The organism is Spiroplasma endosymbiont of Dasysyrphus albostriatus (assembly GCF_964019495.1).
GTDB lineage: Bacteria > Bacillota_I > Bacilli_A > Mycoplasmatales > VBWQ01 > Spiroplasma_E.
The window spans coordinates 901173-922855 of record NZ_OZ026447.1 but is presented as its reverse complement, the minus strand read 5'-3'; the positions used below and the strand labels follow the sequence as shown (position 1 = coordinate 922855).

Sequence of the window (21683 nt, the reverse complement as noted above, 5' to 3'; positions counted from 1 at the left end):
TTTTGATTATGTTTTGGAATTTACAAGATTACACTTAAAAATAACCATTTTAATATAAATATTTATACTATATGTTCTATTACCAAGCATTTCTTTTAAAATATATCAAATATTACTTTCAGCAAAAGTACCTATAGCTAACGAAAGTAATGTTTACTCATAAATAATGTAAAATAATAATATGTAATTTAAACAATTCTTGCACTTACAAGTATAATTCAGCAATAATTAAAATAGATTAGGAAGATTAAATTATGCCAAAACCATACAGTGAGGACTTACGAAGAAAAGTAATAGAAGTTTATGAAAGTAAAAACATGAAAATTAAAGAAATTTGTAAAGTGTTCAATATCACTAGAAAGACTTTATTTTTATGAAGAAAAAGAAAGCAAAAAACCGGAAATATAAAACCAATTTTGAATTATCAAAAAGGACATAGCCACAAAATAAAGGATTTAGATGAATTAAAAAATTATTTAGCAGAAAATAAAGATGTTACAGTTCAAAAAGTAATTGAAAAATTTGGTGATATGACAAAAGAAACAGTTTATAACTATTTCAAAAAACTAAATTATACATATAAAAAAAACTTTTCTATATGAACAAAGAGATAAAAATAAACAAGAAGATTTTTTAAAAGAAATAGCGAAAATAATGAATGAAGATTTGGTATATATTGATGAATCTGGAATTGATGATAATGAATTTTATAAATATGGTTGGTCTGAAAAAGGTAAAAGATTATTTGATAATAAACCTGCATATAAAATAAAGAGAATGAGTATAATTGGTGCACTAAATAAAGGTAAATTAAAAGCTCTATGAGCATTTGAAGGACATTGCAATAGTAAAATTTTTGAATCATATGTTAAAAATATACTAATTCCAGTATTAAAGTGTGGACAAATTATAGTTTTAGATAATGCGACGTTTCATAAATCTAAAGCAACAAAACAATTAATTGAAAATGCTGGATGCAAACTATTATTTCTTCCACCATATTCTCCTAATTTAAATCCAATTGAACATTTTTGATTTGCTATAAAACATAATATAAGAAAAATATTACCAAATTATTGACCAAATATTAAAAACGCGATTGATTTTGTTTTTCAAGATATGAGTAAACATTACTTTAGTTAGCTATATATTTCATTTAGCACCTTGATTTTGAATACCTTGTTTATTATTTTTAAAATATTGTTTTTTTAATTTTTTATGATTTTTTAATATTTCATTCATATATTTTATTAACTCATCATATTGACCATTTTCAATAAAATTTCTACAAGTATTATATTCGTTTCAATATTTTCCTTTATTTCCAGCAATTATTCCTACATATAACTTTTTAACTAAATGGAATTTATCTAAAACAAATTGTGCACCTAAATAATCAGCAACATCTTTAATTCATTCTGCACTATCACCACAAATAATAATTTTTGCTTGGTCAAAATTTTCAAAAAATCTATTTCCTTGTTGTAAAATAAATTCAGCAGTTTTTTTAACACCAATTGCTGTTTTTGTTGGTCTTATTATTACATCTACTCTTTTATTAACTAATTTATGATTAATATTATCTGTACAAAATAATACTAAGCGCATTGAATATTTACCAGAATTACGTTTAAATTTTCAAAACTTACGATCTCCATCATCAATACTAATATAAATAAATTGATTTGGTTCTAATTTTATTTTAGGAACATCCAATTTATTGACTTGATATTCTTGAAATACTCTTCCAATACTTGTTGTACTAAATTTTGTTTGTTTCATAGTATGTAAAATATCACGATATTTTTTTCCATCTGCAAAATGTTCAATAACATTATTTTTGATATCTTGACAAGTCCTTTTGTATTTAGGTAATTGCAATTCTTCATCTAATAAACAAACTCTTACTCATTTTTTTAATTGTTCATCATAATATTTATAATCACGACAGTTATAAGTAACAAGACCATTGATAGTATTTCTAGTTCTTTCTTTAATTTTAACTGGAATATATTTTCTATCTCTTTCTTTTAATATTCTTCAATCTGTTTTTTCTCATTGATTTTTTACATCATCTCTAAATGATTGATACATTCTTTTAGTTGCTTCATTTAAAGTTCATAAGTAATTAAAACTCATATTTTTTCTCCTAACTATTTTAAAAAAATCTAAATTTATTGTAAATATTTTTAAAAAATTAATTTACTTGTTTATTATATACATATATAAGTGTAATTTAAAATTAAATCAAAAATATTTAAAAAACCACTTTCATATTTAAAATACAATAAACAATTTCAATATAATTAATAGTATAGGTCTCACAAAATAAACGCCTTTAATTTAGGCGTTATTTTGCATTTAAAAGCATGCTTGTAAAAATAATCAAAAATAGTACAATTTAAAAGTAAAATCAAGGAAAAAAGGAGTAATTTAATATGAAAACATGAATAAAAACAAATTTAAGTAAAATAACATTAGCATTAGCACTAACTGGTGCTACAACTGGAACAATAGGATTAATCATGGGGGGGTGCTTATCCATAACATGGAAAATTCCTACTTAAAACCAAATGGAGAAAGAGTATTTGGAACAACAACTATTTGATGAAATAAATTTTTGAGTCCAAACAAAACTTCTTTATACTTCAATAGTGTAAAAGAACATAATGAAGATATAAAATGAGATGGTAAATATACATCAAATTATTTTAATTAAATTTCTAAGTTAATATAAGAAATATTTTCATTATACTTATCAAATAAACTAATATTAGTTAAATTAATTTCTTGTTTATCAGTTATTAAAATTAAATCATAATTACCAGCACCAAATATTCCACTAATTTCAATCCGATTTAAATTATTAATCGGATTTTCAATTTGTAATTCAAATTCACTATTATTATCTATTTTTGATATTTCTTTATAAAATTCTAATTTAGAAAATAGTTGAGATTTATTTGAACCATATAAATTTAATACGCTTTCAATTTTATTTTTATCAATAATTACTCTTGTAAAATATTTTCCATATTCGCCATTTCCTAATGTTCAATCTGCTGGAATTAATGACGGAATATTATTACTTTCTAATTCATTTGTAATAGATAATCAATTTAATTGATTATCATCTAGCTTAAATAATTCATTTTGACTAATATCATTATTTTTTAATTTAATATTATTCATATCTGTAAAATCAAAATACTCTGATTTTAATAATACTTTTACATCTTTAAATTCTCAAATTTCATCAGTAGTAGTATGTATAGGATTAGATTTTAATTCAAAATAATAAGGTAATAATAGTTTATAATCATCATTTAAACCTTTATTAATTGACATACTTGAATAAATATTATTAGATAACATAATAGACTTCTTGCAAAACTGTGATTATTATCATAGTTTTTAAATTTAAAATTTTATTTTAATAACACTTTTAATATTTATTAAAAATTATTATTCAAAATATGTCTTATTTTTTCTTCATTAAAATAGAACAAAAATTATTATTTAAAATAACAAAATTTAAAATATTAAATTTTTGAAGATTTTTAATTTAAAAGTTGTAAATTATAAATTGAAGCTATTAAATTAAATCTTAAAGCAAATCTTTTTCTTCTATTTCGATATTTTTCACTAATAATTTTAAATTTTTTCAGTATAGCAAAAATATTTTCTATAACAACTCTCATTTTTGAAATTTGTTTATTATTTTTCTTTTCTTCTCTAGTTAAAGGAATTTTCTTTGATTTTCTTTTTGGAATTAAAACATTAGGATGTATATTTTGTATTCCTTGATATCCCAAATCCACTAAAATAGTTGTTTGTGATAAAAATTTAACTTTTGAATCTTTTAAAATTTTAAAATCATGGTTTTTACCACAAGAAAAATAAGAACTTATAATTTTTTTACTATCTTGTTCAATTATAATTTGTGTTTTTATTGTGTGTTTTTTCTTTTTTCCTGAATAATATTTCTTTTGTCTTTTTTTGGGCGTTGGATAGCGCTTTCAGTAACATCAATAATAGCTGTTTTATCTTTAAAATTATTATTTAACAATGATTTTGCTCCATTAAGTTGCTGAAAATCAGGATGTTTTATTAAAGTATTTTCTATTCACTTGATATTTCTATAACAATTACTTTCACTAATTCCATAACTTTTAGCAATATGAAAATATGTTCGGTATTCACGTCAATATTCTAACGTCATTAATAATCTATTTTCTAAAGTTAATTTATTAGGTGTACCACCATTTTTAAACTTTTTTAATTCTTCTTTTTTTAAAATTTCTATCATTTTTTTAAAAACAATCTCATTTATACCAGTTAATCTTAATAGTTCTGCATTTTTAATAGCTTTTAATTTATCAAACATCATAAATTACCTATCTTTTTTTAATTTTAATTATATTTTAAAAATGAAAATTTTAATAGATAAGTCTCGCAAGAAGTCTAATGACTATTTGTTTAAATATTTTTACTTGCTCTAAATTAATATAGTTAGGATAATCTAATTTTCATTGTTTAAATAAATTAGTAATTACATCTTCTGGTTTTTGTCCTTCAAATTTAACTTTTAAATAAGCAATATGATTATTTGGGCTACCATTTTCATATTTTGCCCCATCGAAGTTTCTATTATAACTATATGTGTAAGTTAGCATATCTAATAATACTTTTTGTAAACTATCAATTGGTGGTTTATCATTTACTTCAATTTCAATTGAATTAAAGTTCTGTGATAATTCAATAGCAATAGCTCTACTTGGATATGGTGGGTTTGGTTCTTGATGACTATATAAGAAATATTGTTCGTTCTTTTTCATTTCAAAATCTAGTAATTTTTTCGGTACTGGTTTTCCACCATCATATTTACCAATTTTTGCATATGTTATTTTTGCATTATTAATAATTTCTTTTCTTGTTTCAGTTCCACCACCAATAGCAATTAAATCTAAAACTGATTTTTCTTGTCCTATAAATTGTTTTGCTAATTTTCAAGGTAAGATTTGTTGACTAAATCATTGTTGTAATATTCTAACTTTTGGTTGAGTTTCAATAGGCATTGATAATAGCGGAAATGCTATCTTGTCTTTAACAAATAACTTAGGGTATACTTCCATATTGTCAACTTCACCAAGTACCTTTATATTGCCAAAAATCATGCTTCTAGGAGCTTTAATTTTTAAACCAGTTACTTTGGTATCTTTATCTAATGGTTTTTGTAATTTAATAATAATTGGATAACCATCTCTTGTTTTAAAATCTTTAATTTTAATAATAGTTATACTTTTAGTACTTCTAGTTTTTGGATTTTGATAAGGTTGTGAATAATTATTAATGATATATAAATTATCAATATTATTTTCACTTAAAGGTTCATTAATAGATACAGCATATAATTTAAATTGATTTAATAAATTTATTTCTTGAAATATTAAATTTTTAATATCAGTCATACTATATTCAATTGTATTGTCATTAATATTAGTACTTGCTCTTTGATTTAATTGCATAGTAAAATCAGATGTTTCAACAGCAGTAGTTTTTAATACTTTATCAATATCAATAAAACCAATTTTAATAGTATTTGCTGAAAATTTTAAACTATTATTTTCATTATTTTTAAATAAACGTTCAATTTCATAAATATATATGGTTCTTTTTTTAAATTCATCATACGCTCTATTAATATCAGGGTCACTAGTAGCATGCATCATATTAGTAAAGTCATAAGGAATATTATCAATTAAATAATCATTTTCTACTTCTGCTTGATTAAGTTTAGTTTGCTTCTGTTTCTGTGGAAACTTCGTTTGTGGTTTGTTGTTGTTTTCCATTGTTTTCTCCTATTAATTGGTTATTTTCGGGATTAAATAATTTTAATTTAACTGTTAAATTATTAATTTCTTGTTCATCATTAATATTAAATGTTTTACTATTTAATAAATCTTTATCTAAACGTACTAATATTTGAATAAATTTAAGAATATCAATATTAAATTGTCATAATTTTTGTTCAATATAATTAATGGTTGAAATATTTACTGCTGTACTTTCGGGTACTGATTGTTGTGCAGATTTCTTTTGACTTGGTATATGAATACCACAACGTTTAAATATTTCATTAACATTTCAATCATATATAGCTAACTAAAGTAATGTTTACTCATATCTTGAAAAACAAAATCAATCGCGTTTTTAATATTTGGTCAATAATTTGGTAATATTTTTCTTATATTATGTTTTATAGCAAATCAAAAATGTTCAATTGGATTTAAATTAGGAGAATATGGTGGAAGAAATAATAGTTTGCATCCAGCATTTTCAATTAATTGTTTTGTTGCTTTAGATTTATGAAACGTCGCATTATCTAAAACTATAATTTGTCCACACTTTAATACTGGAATTAGTATATTTTTAACATATGATTCAAAAATTTTACTATTGCAATGTCCTTCAAATGCTCATAGAGCTTTTAATTTACCTTTATTTAGTGCACCAATTATACTCATTCTCTTTATTTTATATGCAGGTTTATTATCAAATAATCTTTTACCTTTTTCAGACCAACCATATTTATAAAATTCATTATCATCAATTCCAGATTCATCAATATATACCAAATCTTCATTCATTATTTTCGCTATTTCTTTTAAAAAATCTTCTTGTTTATTTTTATCTCTTTGTTCATATAGAAAAGTTTTTTTTATATGTATAATTTAGTTTTTTGAAATAGTTATAAACTGTTTCTTTTGTCATATCACCAAATTTTTCAATTACTTTTTGAACTGTAACATCTTTATTTTCTGCTAAATAATTTTTTAATTCATCTAAATCCTTTATTTTGTGGCTATGTCCTTTTTGATAATTCAAAATTGGTTTTATATTTCCGGTTTTTTGCTTTCTTTTTCTTCATAAAAATAAAGTCTTTCTAGTGATATTGAACACTTTACAAATTTCTTTAATTTTCATGTTTTTACTTTCATAAACTTCTATTACTTTTCTTCGTAAGTCCTCACTGTATGGTTTTGGCATAATTTAATCTTCCTAATCTATTTTAATTATTGCTGAATTATACTTGTAAGTGCAAGAATTGTTTAAATTACATATTATTATTTTACATTATTTATGAGTAAACATTACTTTCGTTAGCTATATATCAGTTAAGTTTTTACCTTTAAAGTTGCTATTTGTCATATTGATATTTTCGTTTTGTTCATTATTATCTCCACCACTTTTAAATATGTAGTTTTTAGTAACCAAAGTTCTTACTGCTTCTTCTAATGCTGATTGAACATTACCATAAGTTTGACTAAATATAAATTTAGGTGAATTTAAAATGGTATCTAAAACAATTTGTTCATAAATAACATCTAATGCTTTAATTTTATCCATTACTTTATCACAATCTGCTAACTCATTTGCTTTATTTCGCATAATTGATATTGGTATATAATTAATATTTAGTGTTTGTTCTTGTAATAGATTAGGATTATTAATAAATGATTTAAAATCTAATGGAAATTGTTTTTTATTATCATTAATACTATAAATTGCACGATTAATAATTACTTGTTCATTATTTAATGTATAAATTTCAAATAATCTTACAGTTTGTGCATTTTGTTGATAACTATCATAAAAAATAGTACATTGAATTAATTTACCAGTAATATCATAAACTCTTTGTTGGATATCTACTACTTGAAAATATAAATCATCATTAGCAATAAAAATTAAATAACCACCAATTCCTAATTTACTTAATTTAAAAATTGAATTTCAATTTTTTCTATAAAATTCTTGTTGAATTAAATACTGTTTAATAGTTTCATTATTAACATCTAATGGAGCATTATATAAATTAGCATTATTTTCTGCTACAAAATCAGTAAAATAAGTTTCATGATTAAAGTCATTAAAACCAAAATAATTTAAAATTGAAGCATGAGTACTTTTATTTTTATTAGTTAAAAATTTTACTTTTTCATTTTGATTATCACTAATATTACTTTTATCTTTTCTAAAAAATTTACCTAACATAATATTCACCACCTTTCTTAAAATATTTGATTAATTTTTAATATGATTTTTACAATGATAAATATAATTAAACCTGCTGTTGCTGATGATAAAATTACTCCTATTAAACCTAAAATAATTTTTATAATTTTAAAAAACATAATCTTATTCCTGTAATTCTTCTAATTTTCATACATTACCTTTTAAATTACCTTTTACAGTATAAATAGTAATCAATTTAGCATGTTGAACTGATAAAATTACTATATTAGCACTATCATTAAAGGTTTGTATTTGTACACCAGCAATTTTGTTATCAGTTATAATAAATTCTTGAATAGTATAAACTGGATTATATATACTTCAAGAATAATAAACTCTATAATGTTTATTCTCTTGAAAATCATAAGTAATTTGTCAATTATCTCATTTATTTTTTTCTCTTGTTCCTACTTCTTTTCATTGTGGAATACTTGGTGTTGGATTATTTTTTAATTCAATATCTCATTCATTTTCTCTAATTTCATTAGTTTCTAAACTATATGAATTAATTTTAATAGGTTTTTCTATATTAATTTTTTCAGGTGAAATAATATTTAATGTTTTACTATTAATTTGATAAGTATCTTCTTTTATCTCTTCTTCTAATGAATGTAATTGTCCCTCATTATAATTAAATCTTTCTATAACTATATCTTTATCACTAACAAGTAAATCAACATAACTATCTACAGCAATTCTTCCATGAGTGCCTTGAATAAAACTATCTAATACTGTACCTTTTCCTTGTCATAAAAATTCAATATATGAAATTGCACTTTTTTCATCAGTATTTCAAGAATAACCAACTTTATATAAAGTATTTATTTTAAAATCATAATCTATTATCGTACTACTTATTTTTTTTCCTACATTTTTTCATTTAAAAATTTTTAAATCTTTTATTTTATCATCAACATATTTTTTATTTGGAATATCATTATCATCAACAATAGAGGGACCACTTTCATTTTTATAAATAAGAGTTCTTACTCCTACTTTAATAACATCATTAACTAATCTTGTAGTACTATCTTTATCATCTTTATTATTAAAAATCTTATCTTGTAAATTCTCTATTTTATCTTGTTTTTTATTTACACTTTCACTAATTCATTCTTTAATAACTTTATTAGGTGGTATTCCTAAATCATCACCAAATTTTCCCTCTGGTAATTTATTATATTTTAATTCTCCATATTGATTATTTTCATTTATTAATAATAATTTATCTTGTTTTTTTTCAATTTTTTCATCAACATATTTTTTTGTAGTTGCATCTTTTTCTTGTTCTGGTTCACCAATATAAACAATTCTTTGATTATTAGCAGTAATTAATCTTTTTTCTTTAGGTTGAATAATATTTGGACTATTAGGGTCTATTATTCACAATGATTCACCACTACCACCAGTAGCACTAATTTTATTATTTTCATCAATTTTAATATTTTCACCAGCAATTAACTTATCTTGTTTTTTATCTAATAAATTATTAGTTTCTATTTTTGTATAATAATCACGTTCAGTATTTTTCTCTGCTATAAATTCAGTTGGTGTATCTATTCCTTGATATTGATATATTTCTTCTATATCACCAATTAAATTAATTTTTCCACGTTCAGGATAAGAATTACCGCCACCACTAAATTCTTTCTTTTTATTGTTATAGTAAATCGTTCCGGTATTTAAAATTCTTTTATTTTGGATTTGTTCACTATACGTCATGGAATCAACATTTAGCAATTCAAATTCATTAAAAACATTATTTAAATAAATTTTAATTACCTTATAAAATTTCATAAAGTTATTTTCTGTTGAATATTGATAACTGATTTTAATAAAATATCATTTAAATATTTCTATATTATTATTTTCAACTTTCTTTCATAAAGGACTAGTTTCAATATTAAATCAATTATTTTTAACATCATTAATATTTTCATTTGCTTTAATTAATTCAGTATTTAATTTGATAATTTCATTTTCATTAGTAGTAATTCGTTTTTGTTGTTTAGCAGAAAAATCACAAGTTGGTGCATGTGTATAATCACCAATTTGTGGATTATTTTGTAATGCTTCGGGTGGTAATGTACCAATTTCATCAGGTCAATCTAAAATCATTGTTTCAGTTTCTTTATCATAATCAGTTGCTACATAACCTTTATTAACAAATTTACTAACAGGACCTCTATATATTTCATTTTCATTATCATCAACTAAATCATCATATAATTTAATTTGTTTTAATAATGTAAATTCTTTTTGTTGTTCAATTAATTCATCAACTTGATTTCTAGTATAAAATGCTTTTAAGTCAATTTTTTCAACATCTATTTCATCATCATTATAACTTGAAAATATTTGTTTTAATTCTGTTAATCTTGCTCATATTTTCATTCTACTAGGTGCTAAATCTCAAATATTAATTGTAGGAGTACTATTTGCACTAAATTGACTACCATTATTAAATTGAATAGTAGCATCAACATTAAATTCAATTGGTGTACGATTAAATACTCAATGTTCAACCATTACATAAACCATATCTCTTAATGTTTCTTTAATTAACTCATCTTTAAAACTATCAAAAGGAAATTTAGATAAAATAAAATCAAGATAAGCATTAATATCATTTTGAGCACGAATAGCAAAAGTTTTAAATCAATCATTAACATTAGGTCATGTTTGTATGTATTGCTGTGGAGTTTCTGTAATTTTTCCAGTTAATGGATATCAGTTATTATAATTTTCAAGACTGACACCAGTTCAAAGTTTATTAATCATAATTTATCATTCCTTAAAAAATGCTTGTTTATAATGATGAGTATGTTTTTTTGTTTTTCTATGTGTTATATGTTCAATTTCTTTTTGTATTTTATTTTTGTTTTTTCTTAATTTTTTCTTACTTTTTGCTATAACTTGACTATATGCAAACTTTTCTAAATGATGTAATAATCCAGTACCAAATAAAGTATTAACTGAAAATTTTAAACCAACACTTTTAAATGATTTGTTAATATTTTCAATAGGATTATTAATAACATTTACTACTTTATGATAAGTTCTAAGAACCTGTTTAGAATCTTTTAGAAAATAATGTAAAATTACTATATATTTTAAAATAAGAGGTATATATGCATAAAAATTATCCAAGTCATGTTACTAAAGAACAATTTGAGAACATAAAATCAACTTTAGAAAACAGCAAAAAGAAAACAAAACCAAGAAATTTAGATTTATATGAAGTGTTTTGTGCAGTTTTATATGTATTAAAAAGTGGTTGTCAATGAAGAATGTTACCAAAAAATTTTCCAAAATGACAAACTGTATATTATTATTTCCAAATTTGAAGTAAAAACAATGATAAAGAACCTAGTGTATTGCAATTAATTTTAAAAAAAATTAGTTAAAAAGATTCGTATTAAGAATCATCGAAAAGAAAAAACTAGTTTTTGTATAATTGATTCGCAAAGTGTTAAAAATACAGATACTACTGAAAATAAAGGTTATGATGCTGGTAAAAAGATTTCAGGAATAAAACGTCATATTGCAGTTGATACGCAAGGTTTACCACATGCAATTTACATAACTACAGCAGAAAAAACAGATCGTAATAGTGCTATCATAATGATTAAAAGTGAAAAAGAAAATCTTTCTACAGTTCAAAAAATAATAGTAGATGCTGGCTATACTGGTGAAAAATTTGCTTTTAAAATCAAAACAATCATAAATGCAAATGTTGAAGTTGTAAAACGTAATGAATTACATTCTTTTGTAGTATTGCCAAAAAGATGAGTTGTAGAACGAAGTTTTGCATGATTAGAAAAATGCAGAAGATTATGAAAAAATTGTGAAAGAAAACTAAATACTAGTTTACAAATGGTTGTTCTTTCCTTTATTTCAATTTTATTAAAAAGATTCTAAACAGGTTCTAATAGTTCTAAATATTTCTCTATATACTTTAAAACTATCTCTAATTACTTGTTGCACCACTGGTGGAGCAAATGCTATTGCTTTTAATCATTTATTATGATTAACACCATAACCAATGTATCAACCACTATATCAACGATATCAATGAAATGGATGTATTTGAGTAACAAAAGTTTTTGCTTTAAGAATACTATCAACAACTGTAATTGGTTTATATTTAGGATTGCGATGATAAATAGTAATTGCACATTTATCTAATGACAAAGGTTGAATTTTACAACCCATAAATACTGGTGAATTTAATGGAATTAATTGTGCATGTTTAATTGCTCTTTTTTCTGCACTAGTAAATAAATCAGTTGCTTTTTGTTTTAATTTATTAATTTTTTCAAATGCTTGTTTTTCTAACTTTTCAAATTTTTCTTGTAATTTATATATACTTTCTCTTATTTTTTCAAAATATGGAGTATCTTTTCAAAATTTATTTAAACCTTTTTTTAAATAAAATCTAATATCAAAATATTTAAAACTTTGATTTGCTTTTAAAACAAGTTGATGAATAACATTATTTTTAAAATTAAATTTAATAGAATTAGCACGAATTTTTTGTAAATCCAAAATTAAAGTTTTTCCATATCTATTTTCTGTGTGTATTGTATGAACTAAATTTAATCAATCATGTTGGTTCATAGATAATACTTTTTTTAAATCAGTATTATATTTTTTTAAAAAATTATTTGCTTTTTCAATATCTTTGATTTTAAATTTAGGAGTTAATTGTGGACTTAATTTTATTAATGTATTTTGTAATAATAAGTAATCTTTTAACTCCTGTGCTTCTAATTTTTGAAAATTATTTTTATATTGTCTTTCAGCAACATAACCTAAATCTCGTAATACTGTTTCACGATTAGGAGTAAAACTATAATTCATTAAATAACGTTTATTACCAATAATTTTATCTGTTAAAATTTCTTTTCCACTTACTTGACTAATAATTTCTTGTAAATTTTTTGCTTCTTTAATACCAACTTGTTCTAATGTTTTAGTTTCTTGTGCTAGTTTAATAAATTTAGTTGTGCGATAACCACGACTAATTTTATTAAGTCCAGCAAATGCAGGTAATAAATTTAAAAAAGTATTTAATTTTGTTACATTTCCTTTTAAATAATCATAAACTTGATTAATAGTAAAATCAGTTGTAGCATAAATACCAAAATTAATAGTACTTGCAATAAAATCACTTGCACCTAATCCAAGGGCTACACTTTCACTTAATCCACCAGTAAAAGGAGCAAGTGCTACTGCTATAACTTGTACACCAATCATTTCTAAAATTTCTCATCAAAAACTTTTATTTTCTTGTTGTTTGCTTATTCTAGTATGTTTTGGTTTATTTATGTTTAAAAGTATTGCTGTACTAGTTGTACCAATTGGCATGGCATTTAATTTCCTTTATTTAAGAGTTATTTTAATAGGATTAGTTGTTCCTTTATAATTTAAGTCATTAACATTTGCACTAATAGTTATATATAAGTCACCTGCTTTTTGTTTTTGATTACTTACATTAGTTTTACCTTGTGCATCACTAAAATATTTAATAGTTGGATTTGTTAAATTTGGATTTAATGATTTAAGTTCATTAGTACTTTTTATTTGTGTATTTAATTCACTATTATTGTTATTAATATTTGCAGTAATATCAGTTGTTAAACTTGTAATTTTACTTTTTAAATCAGTTTTTTCTGTTTTAATAACTCCACATAACATTCAACGTGATGTTGTTTCATTATTAGAAATATATGGTATTGCTTCTCCAACAACTTCACCAGCAACTTTATATGCTCTTCCTGCTTTATCATCTTTAATAAAATCTACATAAATAACTGTATTTTCTATCATATATCTTTTCATCGCTCTTGGTGTTGCTAAAATAAAGGTCATTAATTGTTGTTCATTTTTATCATTAGTAAAAATCATATAGTCATCAAGAACGATTTCACATAATACACCTTTTACATATAAATTATTTCCATTTAAACGTAATTGTTGTGCCAACTGATTATCAGTAATTAAACCTTTATTATCTGCTAAATAAACTAAACTATCATAAAGACCATTAGTAATAAAAAATTTACTATTTGCAATATTTCTAAATTGAAACAAAGTATTTCAAGCCGATAACATTGATTTTAAATAGCCTACTGGTGTTGTATCTTCAATATCGATTTTAGTAGCAAATTTTGCAATTGCTTGTGTATCATCAATTGCCAATTTATCTGCTAAATCATTTGCAACTTCATATTGCATACTATCTAATAAATTTTGTCCATTATTTGCTTTTAAATCTACATCTGTAATAATTTCTCCTGCAAGATATTTTTTAGTTATTTTTTTACTAATTTTATCTGTATCAACATATGGTAATTCATATCTTTTACTTTTATCATCTCAAGCAATAATTTTTACTTCTGGTTTTTTTGGTTTTTTAACAATAAACTCAATATTTACTGAGTCAACAATTTCAGTAGGGAAAAAGTTTGCCCATGGACTATTTGAAATTTTAAAAAACTCTATAAATTCTGGTGCTTCTACTAATCTCTCTGTATTGTCTAAATTTTGATTAAATGGTACTGACATTTTATTTCTTCCTTTCGTTTATAAATAATTTTTCTTTTTATAATTAATTAAAAAATTTTCTTTATCATTTGTTTTATTATTAATAATTATTTGTTTATTGCCACCTGTATTAATTGTTTGTTTAAATACTGGTTGTTCTTTAATCATTTTTTTAATAGTTTCTTCAATTTTTGAATTTTCTATATTACTTGTTGTAAATTTTAAATAATCATAAAATTCAGTTTTAATTTGATATTTTTTAAATATATTAATCATTTCTTTTTCTTTAATTTCTTGATTAAGTTTATTTAACTTATTTTCTGCTTCATTAACTTTATTTTCTATTTCTTGTGAAGAAGCATTATTTTCATTTAAAGGTTCAGTTGTTTGTTGAACATTATTTTCATTTTCTAACATTTAACATTCTCCTAATCTTATCCCAATAATCAATCTTTAACTAATTGTGGCATTTCACTTATTAGTTTTTTATAATCAATAATTGCTTGTTCTAATTTTTCTACATCTTCATATGTAAAATATTCATTACTAATGCGTAATTCATAATCAGCATCAATGGTAAGTTCTAAATCATGATATTTATTATTAAATTCAATTTTTGTCATATTATTTTTCTCCTTTATTAATCTTTTCATTTAATTTTGCTAATTTTTTTTGATGTTTTATAATTTTGTTATTTGCTCTAACATGTTTTGGAGTTGTGATAAATCTTTTTAATAAAACAATAATTTCTCTGCAAATTAATGTTCCAACACTTGTTCCAATAATTATTAATTCATGTAAAAATTCTTTCATTTCAATATTTTCCTTTCAATTATTTATTTTTTAATTATTCATCAAATTGACCACCATTAATTCTTTCAATCATCGATTTTGAATTACTTATAATGCTTACTAATAAGGCAATTTCTTTATTTAATTGTTCCATTCTCTCTTTATATGTCTGAATTTCATTATTATAATATTCAAGTAATTTTTCTTTATTCATAAATTATTCACCTCCTTTATAAACTCATGTGATTATAATCTCAATTTAATGAAGCATTATCATTATTTAATGGTACTTCGCTCATATTATCACTACCATATTGACTAGTTGTTTGACTATTAATTGTGAATCTATTATCATTAATTAATCTTGCAGTTTCATTATTAAATGGTGTTTCTTGCATTTCTTGAATATGATTAGTTGTTTCCATTGGTAGTAAATTATGGATTATTTCACTTGCACCAGCAATTATGGTAGGTACTGCATAAGCATTATTAAAATCATTATTTATACCCATAGCAACACCACTACTAATCAAACATCCACCAGTTGCCATATTACAAACATTTCTTATTGCTTCAAATTTATTAGGTATTAACTCAGTTAATCCACTAATAATATTTGATATACCATAAGCATTTAAACTAATATATGTATCTCAATCCATTAATGACTGATTTTCTTGCTTATTTAATAGTAATCATGGTGGACCTTCTGTTGTAGTTGTAGTAGTGATTGGAGTTGGTGTTGTTGGAATAATTGGAGTAATATTATTTTTTGTTCATTTACTATAATTTGCTAAACCAATTGTTCCTAAACCTAATAAGATTTTTTTACTACTATTAATTAATTTAGTTTTTGTATTTGGTCTTTGATTTAAATTTCAAATATCTAAACCTAATTTTTTACCAAATAATAAACTATTAATTGAACCTAATAATGGATTATCTATTACTTGACCATAATAAGCACTTGTACCAATCATTGCACAAATTGGACTTATACCAGTTCTTATTAACTTAGTTAAAGTATAATTTGATTGTGTATTTTCGTTTGGCATTTTAATCTCCTTTATTTGCTTTTAACATTTCTCTTACAATATCTAATAAAGTATTTACTTGATAATCATATAATTCAAATTCATGAATTCTAATTTTAATTTTTTCTTTATAATCCATTTTTTTCTCCTTGTATTTCTAATTGTAATAATTTTTCTAAAACATAATCATTTTTATCAAATTCTCTAATAATTCATTTTTTTGTTTCTTTTCTATTGTTAGTACAAAGAATTAATCTTTCTATCATATTAATTAATTCTTTTTTATCTGCTCTATCAAAAATTACTTTTAAAATTTCATCTAACATATTTTATTCTCCTTTATTTGTTTTTATCAGTTCTCTTATAACATCTAATAAGGAATCTACTACATAAGAATTTAATTCAAATTCATAATTTCTAATTTTAATTTTTTCCTTTTTCATTTGTTTATTCTCCTTTAATTTGTTTTAAATCATTTAATAGTTCTATAAATTTATTCATGTATTCTGAATAACAATCAATCATTAAATAATTATCATTTCAATTAAACATTACACATGTGTCACTTGTACAAAATTCAACATTATCAATAAAAAATAATTTTTCATCTACATTTCATTTAATTAAAAATTCGCGTTTAGTCATGGTTATTCTCTTTCTATTTCTAATTTTTTAATTGTTACTTTAATTCAACCTTGATAAACATCATTATCACCAACTATTAATGCAACATTACTTTCGGGGTCAGAAACAATTATGTGTTTTGATTTAACATTTGGATATTGTCTTAAAATAATTGCTATAATATCATTACTTGTATGAATTGCTTTTGGAAATGGTGATAATATTTCAATTTCATCTTTATTTTCAAACAAAGTAGGTAATATTATCATTATTCAAATTCTCCTTGTTCAATTTTAATTAATAGATTTTTTAAACATATTTTTTCTCATATATAAAATTCTATTTGTTTAAAATATTTAACATTAGATATTTCATTTGTAAGTCATGTTATTCGTTCTTCTAAATCTTCAATTAATTTTTCTTTATTCATTATCAAATTCACCATTTTTTTTCATATAATGATTTAGACAATACAATGATTCTAGACTTCCATTTTCGTATTTTTCTAATATATATTGTTCATTATTACAATCTAATTTACACTTCATTAATCAAATTCTCCTTATTTTTAGTTAAATTATTAACCATTATTTCTAAGCATTTCATACATCAATTTTTACTTAACCATATTCTTTTCTTACATTGTTTACATTTATTCATTTTTATTCCTTTCATTTTTTAAATCATTTAACATTTATTGAACAAAATGCACGATTTTTAGGAATGTTTAAAGTGTTAAATATTTGACCAGTTACAATAATTTCATCATTTTTGTTTAATAAAATACAGCGTCTATAAAGTTTTGGGTTATTAAAAATTAAAGTAACGTAGTTTAATCCATTTCATTGACCACGAACACTATAATATAATTCTTTATTACCTTTTTCGTAATATTTTGCTTCAATAGTGTTACTGAGTTTTACTGTTAATTTGACATAATTTGCTTTATCTTTCATTTTTATAATTCCTTAAATAATATTGAATATGCTTATAAGCATCTTGTTCATGTTTTGTTAATTTTATATTTCCTTTATAATTTTCTATTTTAGTTTTATTTTTTGGTTCACTTTCTAAATAATCTCAGTTCATAACATCTTCTACTAATACCATTAATGCACCAATAATTTTGGGTGTTGCTAATGGATTAGTTAATAATTGTTTTGAGCTTAAAAAGAAATTTTCTACAATAACTAATATTTTTTGATTAATAAATTGTTTTTTAATTAATTTAAAATATTCTTTATATATATTTTTACTTTCTAAAACTGTTTTAGTTTTGAATGTTTCATTAAAAACAATATTATTAGTTTCATTTGAATATATAACAATTCCATTATTACCAATTCCAGCGGGGTCAATTCCAATAATTAAGTCATATTGCATTATTAATCAAATTCATTGGATTTTATTTTATTAATTAAAACTTGAATAATATCAATTGAACCTTTTAATTTATTTAAATAAAATGTATCTTCTTCTTTTTTAAATTCATCTATATAATGACCCAAAAATATATTTAATGAACAAATTAAATTTTCCTTATATTGATTAATTACTTCTTTTTTAAAAATTTCTCTTAATTTTTCTATATTATTTAAATGTTCTTTTGTTATTTCTTGATTACGTTTTTTATTATATTTATTAATAATTTCTTGGTCTTTATAAGAAAATGGTTTTTGTTTATTCATATTTATACCTCCTACTTAACCTAACATTTAAAATACAGTCATAACAAATTGCTTTACTATTTTTATCTCTTAAAAAATATTTTCTTGTTTTTATATCATTAGTATTAAAGAATAAATAATCTAATTTATTTTGTTTACATGTTCAACAAAAATACTTTTTCATTATGAATTGAAATTTCTTTATAAGAAGTAACTATATAATTAATTGATAAATCATCATGTTTATATGGATTATTTATTTTAAAACCTTTTCTGTTTTCTTCTCACGTAATGTTATATTTAAAACAAGGATTAGTAATTTTAGTTTTGTTATCTGTTATTTCACCCATAAATCAACTATTATGCTGTTCATAAAATATTAATGATTCAAGTTTTATATCATTAAGATAATATTCTTTTGGAGCGGTTGGTTTATTAACAGTTATTTTTTGGTCTTTAATATATGGTTCTAATAATTTTATTAATTCATTACCACTTAATTCTCTTTTAATATTTTCTAAATTAAAAACTCAATATGTATATTTATCATCAGCAATAAAACTATTATTTTTAACCATTCATTTTGGACATTGTAATTTATATTCACCATAATCAATAAGAATAGATTGTGGTCTATCTTTAACAATTTGTTCTTTTTTAAATTCTATTTGCATAATAATCCTTTCCTAATATGTTCTGTTGCTTCTAGCATAAAGAACATATATTTTGATTTTTAGATTATTAATAATACTACTATTCGTTTTATTCATTCCAGCAATTCTGGGCTCAAAAATAAATTGTGAAATTTTAAAAAACATTGAGGCATTCGATTCAATATTTATTTAATTTGTGTTAAACAAATTAATATTTTAATTGAACCGGCACCGCTCAATTTTTTTTACAAGTTTGAAATTTATTTTCTCGCCCAAAAAAATTTTTCAAAAAAAATAAAAAATAAAACCAACACTTGCTCACTGGGGAGTGGCAAGGTTGGTTAAATAAATAATAGAATTAATACAATAGGTCCCTACAACAGGTCTATATATACTAGTTTCCAATTCGCTCCCACCCCAAGAATTACCATTAATGGTTAGTATATTTTATTAGGTATCACTCCACTTTTTATTTATCCATGCAAGTCCACATGCTAGCTACTATTTTTAACAACTGTGTTGTAGTTCACTTTTTTAGTTCCTTAACACGTGTTGATAATAGTATTAAAGAGGGTTATTAAAAATTTTAAAATTTTACAATTACAAAAAAAGACAAGATTATTTCTTGTCTTTTTCCTTGATAATAATTTTAATTTAACTTACAAAATGTATCTTTTATTTTTTTTAAAATACGTCGAATATTAAATTTAAGGGTAAAAGAGAATTTAATTTGTCTATCATCATTTTAAAATGGTAATTTTGAAAAGAATTTATTTTTATAGTAATTCATCTTCCTACTTTTTTGGGAACCTCCCAAACATTTTTGATCAGGAGTTTGTGTTCAAATGATAACTGTTTCAAGTTTGCAACCATTACAATATTGATAATTACAATTTATATTTTCACATCTAGTTTCGTTAGTTGTTTTTGTTAATGGCACATTGGCAAAATAAATGCCACAATTTATAATATTCTGCATTTAATAAACCTCATTTTCTAAAGTTTTAATAATACTTTTACTATAAACAAACTTAATTACCATAAAAGAGTAAATTTGACTTTAAACTTAATACTTTTAAATTATAATGATATAAATTTTAAAATGTTTTTAATTATTAGTCTGTATAAATTTTGGTTTAAGGGTAAGTGGGAATATTAATTTATGAAATTGGAATAGATATTAAATTGAGTTTTTAAATTAAATTAAAGACTCATATCAATAAATTAAAATACAAAACCCTTACATGAAAATTACTCATATAAGGGCATAAAGCCAAATTTACAATTTTAAATTAATTAAACTGATGTTTTGTCCTAAAGTTTTAGGACAAATATAATAATAACAAATTTAAACCAAATTACAATAGAATCTCATACTGTATATAATATATTTTGATTAATCATTATTATAAATTATTATTAATGCTTTAATTAATTTTATAATATAAATATTATTTATTTTATTATAATTATTTTATTTTAAAAAACAAAAAAATAAATAAAAGCAGTACCTTAAATACTACTTTTATAATATAATTTCTCTAATTAAGTTAAAAAAATAATATTTTAAACTATAAATTAAAATTCATGCAAATTTAACTTTAAACTAGTAGTAAAATAACCTCTCACAAACTGAGTATCTTTTTCATTATTTGCTGTAACCGTTTCAACACTAACAAATTTAAAAATAAATGCTTTTTGATTTCAATCATAATCGTAACTAACTGTTTGCTGAACTTTATTCATATTTCCTTCATGTGAAATACTATTATCAATAAACTTTGTATCACTAGATACAATAACTAAATTCTTACTTTGATCATTATAATAATAATCTTTTCCATTTATATGAAAATCGACATGACTTTTTATATCAGTTAATTCTATATATTTTAATTTTGAAGGATCACTAAAAGAACAATAACATTTTTTTCAAAAGTTTTAACTGTAGTTTCTCCATTATCAGCAAAAATAGGGTATTCAACAATATCAATTGGTTGTATTACATCATGTAAATTATCAACATTTATTAAATTGTAATTTTTTACATATGAATTTAATATCGAAGAAGTTGAAAATATTGATGCTGCTGATAATGCTATTGTTGTTAACATTGATAAATATTTTTTCATAAATAACACCTCTTTTTTAATAACTTCTTAAAATCTTAAGAAGTTGGATACATCATAAACCTTTCTTTTAAAGAAAACAATAAAAAAACATTTATAATAAATAAATGTTTTTTTAATAATTTTTACGATTAAAATAAAAAATGAAATTCATTA

At 22.1% G+C, this 21683-nt stretch carries 34 protein-coding genes; 5 read left to right on the top strand and 29 right to left on the bottom strand.

Annotated features, from left to right (window positions below):
• Nucleotides 1-254 precede the first annotated feature (254 nt).
• Complete coding sequence (locus AACL11_RS05610) at nt 255-614, top strand: helix-turn-helix domain-containing protein (RefSeq protein ID WP_338973555.1); 360 nt, start codon at nt 255-257, stop codon at nt 612-614.
• Nucleotides 571-1143, top strand: a complete 573-nt coding sequence (locus AACL11_RS05605; RefSeq protein WP_338988471.1) for an IS630 family transposase — start codon at nt 571-573, stop codon at nt 1141-1143. Before AACL11_RS05610 ends, AACL11_RS05605 begins: the two co-directional genes overlap by 44 nt.
• Here AACL11_RS05605 and AACL11_RS05600 read toward each other — a convergent pair whose 3' ends face one another.
• Nucleotides 1144-2139: an Mbov_0401 family ICE element transposase-like protein gene (locus tag AACL11_RS05600; protein WP_338986615.1), complete on the bottom strand. Its 996-nt coding sequence runs from the start codon at nt 2137-2139 to the stop codon at nt 1144-1146.
• Nucleotides 2140-2438: 299 nt separating this feature from the next.
• Here AACL11_RS05600 and AACL11_RS05595 point away from each other — a divergent pair, with 299 nt between their 5' ends.
• Both AACL11_RS05595 and AACL11_RS05590 read left to right on the top strand, forming a co-directional pair.
• On the top strand, nt 2439-2567 hold the full coding sequence (locus AACL11_RS05595) for a hypothetical protein (RefSeq protein WP_338986612.1): 129 nt from the start codon (nt 2439-2441) through the stop codon (nt 2565-2567).
• Entirely contained in the window at nt 2549-2719 is a 171-nt protein-coding gene (locus AACL11_RS05590; RefSeq protein WP_338986610.1) for a hypothetical protein, read from the top strand. Before AACL11_RS05595 ends, AACL11_RS05590 begins: the two co-directional genes overlap by 19 nt.
• On the opposite strand, the gene AACL11_RS05585 is transcribed toward AACL11_RS05590, so the two are convergent.
• The 9 genes from AACL11_RS05585 to AACL11_RS05545 form a co-directional block, all read right to left on the bottom strand.
• Nucleotides 2716-3375, bottom strand: coding sequence for a hypothetical protein (locus AACL11_RS05585; RefSeq protein WP_338986607.1), 660 nt, complete (start codon nt 3373-3375; stop codon nt 2716-2718). The two genes, AACL11_RS05590 and AACL11_RS05585, sit on opposite strands and share 4 nt — an antisense overlap.
• Nucleotides 3376-3560: 185 nt before the next feature.
• Nucleotides 3561-4390 (bottom strand): IS5 family transposase gene (locus tag AACL11_RS05580; protein WP_338986605.1). Its coding sequence is split into 2 segments (ribosomal slippage): nt 3561-3994 and nt 3994-4390, totalling 831 coding nucleotides; the frame shifts between segments, so codons are not numbered across the junction.
• Nucleotides 4391-4439: 49 nt separating this feature from the next.
• Nucleotides 4440-5852 carry a hypothetical protein gene (locus AACL11_RS05575; protein ID WP_338986602.1) on the bottom strand — a complete coding sequence of 471 codons (1413 nt, stop codon included), beginning with the start codon at nt 5850-5852 and terminating at the stop codon, nt 4440-4442.
• A 309-nt stretch (nt 5853-6161) separates the two neighbouring features.
• Entirely contained in the window at nt 6162-6662 is a 501-nt protein-coding gene (locus AACL11_RS05570; RefSeq protein WP_338988468.1) for an IS630 family transposase, read from the bottom strand.
• Nucleotides 6663-6690: 28 nt separating this feature from the next.
• Nucleotides 6691-7050, bottom strand: coding sequence for a helix-turn-helix domain-containing protein (locus tag AACL11_RS05565; protein ID WP_338973555.1), 360 nt, complete (start codon nt 7048-7050; stop codon nt 6691-6693).
• Nucleotides 7051-7167: 117 nt separating this feature from the next.
• On the bottom strand, nt 7168-8058 hold the full coding sequence (locus AACL11_RS05560; protein WP_338986599.1) for a hypothetical protein: 891 nt from the start codon (nt 8056-8058) through the stop codon (nt 7168-7170).
• 17 nt (nt 8059-8075) lie between these two features.
• Nucleotides 8076-8198, bottom strand: coding sequence for a hypothetical protein (locus AACL11_RS05555; protein ID WP_255495924.1), 123 nt, complete (start codon nt 8196-8198; stop codon nt 8076-8078).
• A gap of 4 nt (nt 8199-8202) precedes the next feature.
• Complete coding sequence (locus AACL11_RS05550; protein WP_338986596.1) at nt 8203-10860, bottom strand: hypothetical protein; 2658 nt, start codon at nt 10858-10860, stop codon at nt 8203-8205.
• Nucleotides 10861-10863: 3 nt separating this feature from the next.
• On the bottom strand, nt 10864-11229 hold the full coding sequence (locus AACL11_RS05545) for a hypothetical protein (protein ID WP_338986594.1): 366 nt from the start codon (nt 11227-11229) through the stop codon (nt 10864-10866).
• On the opposite strand from AACL11_RS05545, the gene AACL11_RS05540 reads away from it, so the two are divergent.
• Nucleotides 11211-12000, top strand: a protein-coding gene (locus tag AACL11_RS05540) for an IS5 family transposase (protein ID WP_338986592.1) whose coding sequence is annotated in 2 segments (ribosomal slippage) — nt 11211-11471 and nt 11473-12000 — 789 coding nt in all. Because the reading frame shifts where the segments join, the coding sequence is not laid out codon by codon here. The genes AACL11_RS05545 and AACL11_RS05540 overlap by 19 nt on opposite strands.
• Here the strand turns inward: AACL11_RS05540 and AACL11_RS05535 are convergent.
• The 19 genes from AACL11_RS05535 to AACL11_RS05445 form a co-directional block, all read right to left on the bottom strand.
• Nucleotides 11986-13449 (bottom strand): hypothetical protein, encoded by a 1464-nt coding sequence (locus AACL11_RS05535; protein ID WP_338986591.1) that lies wholly within the window; start codon nt 13447-13449, stop codon nt 11986-11988. The two genes, AACL11_RS05540 and AACL11_RS05535, sit on opposite strands and share 15 nt — an antisense overlap.
• A gap of 15 nt (nt 13450-13464) precedes the next feature.
• Complete coding sequence (locus tag AACL11_RS05530) at nt 13465-14649, bottom strand: hypothetical protein (RefSeq protein ID WP_338986589.1); 1185 nt, start codon at nt 14647-14649, stop codon at nt 13465-13467.
• An 18-nt stretch (nt 14650-14667) separates the two neighbouring features.
• Entirely contained in the window at nt 14668-15045 is a 378-nt protein-coding gene (locus AACL11_RS05525) for a hypothetical protein (RefSeq protein ID WP_338986587.1), read from the bottom strand.
• A gap of 17 nt (nt 15046-15062) precedes the next feature.
• Complete coding sequence (locus AACL11_RS05520; protein WP_338986585.1) at nt 15063-15251, bottom strand: hypothetical protein; 189 nt, start codon at nt 15249-15251, stop codon at nt 15063-15065.
• A 1-nt stretch (nt 15252) separates the two neighbouring features.
• Complete coding sequence (locus AACL11_RS05515) at nt 15253-15441, bottom strand: hypothetical protein (RefSeq protein WP_174481134.1); 189 nt, start codon at nt 15439-15441, stop codon at nt 15253-15255.
• Nucleotides 15442-15475: 34 nt separating this feature from the next.
• Nucleotides 15476-15634 carry a hypothetical protein gene (locus AACL11_RS05510; protein ID WP_281747961.1) on the bottom strand — a complete coding sequence of 53 codons (159 nt, stop codon included), beginning with the start codon at nt 15632-15634 and terminating at the stop codon, nt 15476-15478.
• Between the two features lie 16 nt (nt 15635-15650).
• Entirely contained in the window at nt 15651-16475 is an 825-nt protein-coding gene (locus AACL11_RS05505) for a hypothetical protein (protein WP_338986583.1), read from the bottom strand.
• A 107-nt stretch (nt 16476-16582) separates the two neighbouring features.
• A complete protein-coding gene (locus AACL11_RS05500) occupies nt 16583-16780 on the bottom strand; it encodes a hypothetical protein (RefSeq protein WP_338986580.1) in 198 nt (65 codons plus the stop codon).
• Between the two features lie 121 nt (nt 16781-16901).
• The gene (locus AACL11_RS05495; protein ID WP_338986578.1) at nt 16902-17099 is read right to left on the bottom strand and encodes a hypothetical protein; all 198 of its coding nucleotides are present in this window, start codon (nt 17097-17099) and stop codon (nt 16902-16904) included.
• A 2-nt stretch (nt 17100-17101) separates the two neighbouring features.
• Nucleotides 17102-17347, bottom strand: a complete 246-nt coding sequence (locus AACL11_RS05490) for a hypothetical protein (RefSeq protein WP_338986576.1) — start codon at nt 17345-17347, stop codon at nt 17102-17104.
• Nucleotides 17347-17508 (bottom strand): hypothetical protein, encoded by a 162-nt coding sequence (locus AACL11_RS05485; protein ID WP_338986574.1) that lies wholly within the window; start codon nt 17506-17508, stop codon nt 17347-17349. The genes AACL11_RS05490 and AACL11_RS05485 overlap by 1 nt, the downstream gene beginning before the upstream one ends.
• Entirely contained in the window at nt 17501-17626 is a 126-nt protein-coding gene (locus AACL11_RS05480; protein ID WP_338986573.1) for a hypothetical protein, read from the bottom strand. The genes AACL11_RS05485 and AACL11_RS05480 overlap by 8 nt, the downstream gene beginning before the upstream one ends.
• A 114-nt stretch (nt 17627-17740) precedes the next feature.
• Entirely contained in the window at nt 17741-18034 is a 294-nt protein-coding gene (locus AACL11_RS05475; RefSeq protein WP_338961240.1) for a hypothetical protein, read from the bottom strand.
• Entirely contained in the window at nt 18024-18461 is a 438-nt protein-coding gene (locus AACL11_RS05470) for a hypothetical protein (RefSeq protein WP_338986571.1), read from the bottom strand. Before AACL11_RS05470 ends, AACL11_RS05475 begins: the two co-directional genes overlap by 11 nt.
• A gap of 2 nt (nt 18462-18463) precedes the next feature.
• A complete protein-coding gene (locus AACL11_RS05465; protein ID WP_338986568.1) occupies nt 18464-18766 on the bottom strand; it encodes a hypothetical protein in 303 nt (100 codons plus the stop codon).
• A gap of 134 nt (nt 18767-18900) precedes the next feature.
• Nucleotides 18901-19419, bottom strand: a complete 519-nt coding sequence (locus AACL11_RS05460; RefSeq protein WP_338986566.1) for a hypothetical protein — start codon at nt 19417-19419, stop codon at nt 18901-18903.
• A 724-nt stretch (nt 19420-20143) separates the two neighbouring features.
• On the bottom strand, nt 20144-20377 hold the full coding sequence (locus tag AACL11_RS05455; RefSeq protein WP_338986564.1) for a hypothetical protein: 234 nt from the start codon (nt 20375-20377) through the stop codon (nt 20144-20146).
• Nucleotides 20378-20976: 599 nt separating this feature from the next.
• Nucleotides 20977-21144: a hypothetical protein gene (locus AACL11_RS05450; protein WP_338986562.1), complete on the bottom strand. Its 168-nt coding sequence runs from the start codon at nt 21142-21144 to the stop codon at nt 20977-20979.
• A gap of 146 nt (nt 21145-21290) precedes the next feature.
• The gene (locus AACL11_RS05445) at nt 21291-21530 is read right to left on the bottom strand and encodes a hypothetical protein (RefSeq protein ID WP_338986560.1); all 240 of its coding nucleotides are present in this window, start codon (nt 21528-21530) and stop codon (nt 21291-21293) included.
• Nucleotides 21531-21683: the final 153 nt, after the last annotated feature.